Source organism: Rhodopseudomonas sp. BR0C11 (assembly GCF_010820945.1).
Lineage (GTDB): Bacteria > Pseudomonadota > Alphaproteobacteria > Rhizobiales > Xanthobacteraceae > Rhodopseudomonas > Rhodopseudomonas palustris_H.
Genome location: NZ_QTKI01000398.1, coordinates 1 through 4,409 on the forward strand (window position 1 = coordinate 1; position 4,409 = coordinate 4,409).

Genomic DNA, 4,409 nt, shown 5'->3' on the forward strand with positions numbered 1-4,409 from the left:
ACGTGGTAAAGGCCTGGGGCGGAAAGTAACCGCCGCCTTCAGGCACGTCATTCCGGGGCGCCCACGAACGTGAGCGAACCCGGAATCCAGACGTTATCATCACCTTGAGATTCCGGGCTCGCGCCTGACGGCGCGCCCCGGAATGACGCTGCAAGGAACTACTCGCTCGCCGCCAGCACCGTGCCCTCGACCTCGCCGAAGCCGACTCGGTAACCGTCGCCCTGGCACCACCCGCGCATCACCAGGCTGTCGCCGTCTTCGAGGAAGCTGCGGCTCTCGCCCCCCGGCAATTGCAGCGGCTCCGTCCCGTTCCAGCTTAATTCCAGCAGACTGCCGAGCTGATCTTTCTCCGGGCCCGACACCGTGCCGGAGCCGAGCAGGTCGCCGACGCTCATGGCGCAGCCGCTGGAGGCATGGTGCACGAGCTGCTGCACCGACGACCAGTACATGTATTTGAAATTGGTGGCGCTGATCCGCGCCGGCTGCGGCATCTCAGGCGTCCGCAACGCGACTTCCAACGCCATGTCGTAATTGTTGGCGCCCTTCTGTTGCAGATACGGCAGCGGCGCCGGGTCCTGCGCCGGCCCGGCAACGCGAAACGGCTCCAGCGCCTCGCGAGTGACGATCCACGGGCTGATCGAGGTCGCGAATGCCTTGGCCTGGAACGGCCCGAGCGGCACGTACTCCCATTGCTGGATGTCGCGCGCGCTCCAATCGTTGAGCAAAGTGAAGCCGAAGATCATCTCCTCGGCCTGCGCTTCGGTGAGCATCGAGCCCATCACTGAGGACTGCCCGACCACCACGCCGATCTCGAGTTCGAAATCGAGCCGCTTGCAAGGTCCGAAACTCGGCAGCTCCGCCGACGGCGGCTTGAGCTGGCCGCGCGGGCGGTGAATCGCCGTGCCGCTGACCACGACAGTCGAGGCACGGCCGTTGTAGCCGATCGGGATATGCAGCCAGTTCGGCAGCAGCGGATTGGTCTTGTCGCGGAACATGGTGCCGACATTGGTGGCGTGTTCCTTCGACGAATAGAAATCGGTGAAGCCCTCGACGCGAAGCGGCAGATGCAGCTTCACCTGGCGCATCGGCAGCAGCGCCTTGGCGCGCAACTCCGCATTGTCGCGCAGTTCGGCATTGTCGTGCCGCAGCAGCGCGCTGATCCGCGCCCGCGTGCTGCGCCACACATTCGGCCCGAGCGCCATGAAGGCGTTGATCGAGCCTTGCGCGAACACGCCCTCCGGCAGATCGAGCAGCTTCGCAGCCTGCAATGCTGCGAGGTCGAGCACATAATCGCCGATCGCGACACCGACGCGCGGCGATGGATGATCTGCGGTCGAGAACACACCGTAAGGCAGGTTCTGGATCGGGAAGTCGGAGTCAGCCTTCACCTCAATGAAGGAGCGCAGACGAGGATCGTTGGGGTGCATGAAGGGTCCTGGAACGTTGAACGGCTCGGCCGGATCGTGAAGCTCTCTTCACCCTCCCCTGGAGGGGGAGGGTCGGCACGCAGCCCGCGCAGCGGGATGCGGGACGGGGTGGGGTGTGCCGCGGGCACGGCGGATGAACTCTTCGCCACCCCACCCCGCTCGCTGACGCGAGCGACCCTCCCCCTCCAGGGGAGGGTATTAGTCATGTTCACTCCGCATCCGGCTGCCGGCCCGGCTCCGCGGCGACGAAGGCGTCGATCTTCATTGCTTCGGCTTCGATCTGGCGGATGCGTTCGAACGGGGCGAGGTCGGCGTCGAAACGACGGGCGTTGAACACTTGCGGGACGATGCAGATATCCGCGAGCGTCGGCCTATGGCCGAATGCGAACGGCCCCGGCGTCTGCGCCAGCCGCGCCTCGATCGCCGCGAAGCCTTGCTCGATCCATTCTTTCGACCAACGGGCGCGATCGATCTCGTCGACGCCGAGTTCGCTGAGCCGCTTCAGGATGCGCAAATTGCCGATCGGATGGATGTCGCAGGCCACCGCATAGGCGATCTCGCGCACAATGGCGCGAGCCTTCGGATCTTTCGGCAGCAGCGGCGGCTCGGGATGAGTCTCGTCGAGATATTCGATGATCGCCAGCGATTGCCCGAGGTTGAACTCGCCCTCGCTCCAATACGGCACCAGGCCGGCCGGATTGATCCAGCGGAACGCTTCGAGGTTCTGTTCGCCGTTGCGCAGGTGGACGTAGCGCTGCGCCACCACGATGTTCTTCAGGTTCAGCGCGATCCGCACCCGATACGCCGCGGAGGAGCGGAAATAGCCGTACAGCACCGCGGCGTCGTGATCCTGAGCTTTGGTCATGGCCGGTTCGGATCGAAGCGCTTTTCGAGGCCGTTCCAGCAGTCGGCGTAGTCATCCTGCAACAGACCGGAGGTCGCGGCGTATTCGGTGACGCGCTGCGGATAGCGGGTCTCGAACATGAACGCCATTGTGCCGGTCAGCTTCACCGGCTTCAATTCGCCATTGCTGGCATGATCGAACGCCTCGCGATCGGGCCCGTGCGGCAGCATCATGTTGTGTAGCGACGCGCCGCCCGGCACGAAGCCCTGCGGCTTGGCGTCGTACACGCCGTAGATCAGCCCCATGAACTCCGACATGATGTTCATGTGATACCACGGCGGCCGGAACGTGTTCTCCGCCACCATCCAGCGCTCGGGGAAGATCACGAAGTCGATATTGGCGGTGCCCGGCGTCTCGGACGGCGAGGTCAGCACGGTGAAGATCGACGGATCGGGATGGTCGAAGCCGATCGCGCCAACCGGCGAATAGGTCCGCAGGTCGTATTTGTACGGCGCGTAGTTGCCGTGCCAGGCGACGACATCGATCGGCGAATGCGGCAGCTTGGTCACGTACAGCGAACCGCCCCATTTCACATACAGCTCGGTCGGCGTGTCCTTGTCCTCATAGGCGGCGACCGGCGTCAGGAAGTCGCGCGAATTGGCGAGGCAGTTGGCGCCGATCGGGCCGCGCTCCGGCAGCGTGAACGCACCGCCATAGTTCTCGCACAGATAACCGCGCGCCGGGCCGTCGACCAGCTCGACCCGGAACTTGACGCCGCGCGGGATCACGGCGATCTCGGCCGGCTCGATGCTGATGATGCCGAATTCGGTGACGAGACGCAGGCTTCCCTGCTGCGGCACGAACATCATCTCGCCGTCGGCATTGTAGAAGTGCTGATCGACCATCGACTGAGTGATCAGATAAAGATGCGTCGCCATTCCGGCCTGGGTGTTGACGTCGCCGGCCGTCGTCATGGTGCTCACGCCTTGCAGGAAAGTCAGCTTGTCCTGCGGCATCGGCGGCGGGTCCCAGCGCAGCTGCGCGATCGGCAAATCGTGCTCGAAGCACGGCGCCGAACGCCACAACCCCATATCGGCCTTGGCGAAGCGGCCGGAGTGCTTCACCGACGGGCGGATACGATACAGCCAGCTGCGCTCATTGGCGCCGCGCGGTGCGGTGAAGGGCGATCCGGACAATTGCTCGGCGTAGAGACCATAGGCGCAGCGCTGCGGCGAATTGCGTCCGACCGGCAGTGCGCCGGGCAGCGCCTCGGTCTCGAACGAATTGCCGAAGCCGGACATGTAGCCGGGCGTGATGCCTTGGGATGAGCCGCCGAGGATCTGCGGCGCGGCATTGATGTTCATGGTCGTCCTCCGATCGGTTGGCGCGGACGCGGCCGAAGCTACGCTCGCGGTTCGGACTAACCGCCCTGCAGGGCGGCCCACATTTCGCGATCGCGCTCGGCGGTCCAGATCACCGGATCGTCGATGCCCGAGGCTTCGTCGAACGCGCGCGACACGTTGAACGGCAGGCAGTGCTCATAGATGGCGAAGGACGCGAACTTCGGGTCCATCACCTCGCGGGTGGCGTCCCAGGTTTCCTTCAGGCTGCGACCCTTGGCGACCGAGATCTCGGCGGCGCCGTACAGCGTGCCGACGAAATCGCGCGTCATCGCGATCGCCTCGCGCGTGGTCTCCAGCCCCTTCAGCGCGTCGCCGCGCCCGGGCGCGATCGCCTTCGGATTGAACTCGCGGATTTCGTTCAGCGTCGCCGGCCACTCGCGCAAATACGCATCGCCGCAATAGCAGGCCGAGTGATATTCGACGAGGTCGCCGGTGAACATCACCTGCGCGTCCGGCACCCAGGCGACGATGTCACCCGACGTATGGCCAGCGCCGAGCTGCATCAGCCGCACCTCACGCTTGCCGAGGAAGACCGACATCTCGCCGTCGAACGCCAGCGTCGGCCAGGTCAGCCCCGGAATGCTCTCGGCATCCTGGAACAGCCGCGGAAACCGGCCGTATTCCGAATCCCAATCCTGCTGGCCGCGCTCCTCGATCAGCCGATAGGTCTCCTGCGACGCGATGATGCCTTGCGCCTGATAGGCCGACGCGCCGAGCACCCGCACCGCCTGATAG

General features: G+C 65.0%; 4 protein-coding genes. All 4 read right to left on the reverse strand.

The genetic code is table 11. The features are described 5' to 3' along the window. Positions 1 to 158: 158 nt before the first annotated feature. Entirely contained in the window at positions 159 to 1,427 is a 1,269-nt protein-coding gene (fahA, locus tag DYI24_RS22010; RefSeq protein WP_164573844.1) for a fumarylacetoacetase, read from the reverse strand. 208 nt (positions 1,428 to 1,635) lie between these two features. Beyond that, positions 1,636 to 2,292 carry a maleylacetoacetate isomerase gene (gene maiA / locus DYI24_RS22015; RefSeq protein WP_164573845.1) on the reverse strand — a complete coding sequence of 219 codons (657 nt, stop codon included), beginning with the start codon at positions 2,290 to 2,292 and terminating at the stop codon, positions 1,636 to 1,638. Beyond that, on the reverse strand, positions 2,289 to 3,635 hold the full coding sequence (hmgA, locus tag DYI24_RS22020) for a homogentisate 1,2-dioxygenase (RefSeq protein WP_164573846.1): 1,347 nt from the start codon (positions 3,633 to 3,635) through the stop codon (positions 2,289 to 2,291). The genes maiA and hmgA overlap by 4 nt, the downstream gene beginning before the upstream one ends. 56 nt (positions 3,636 to 3,691) lie before the next feature. Beyond that, positions 3,692 to 4,409, reverse strand: a 718-nt coding sequence (locus DYI24_RS22025) for an MBL fold metallo-hydrolase (protein ID WP_164573847.1), incomplete at its 5' end; no start/stop codon positions are given.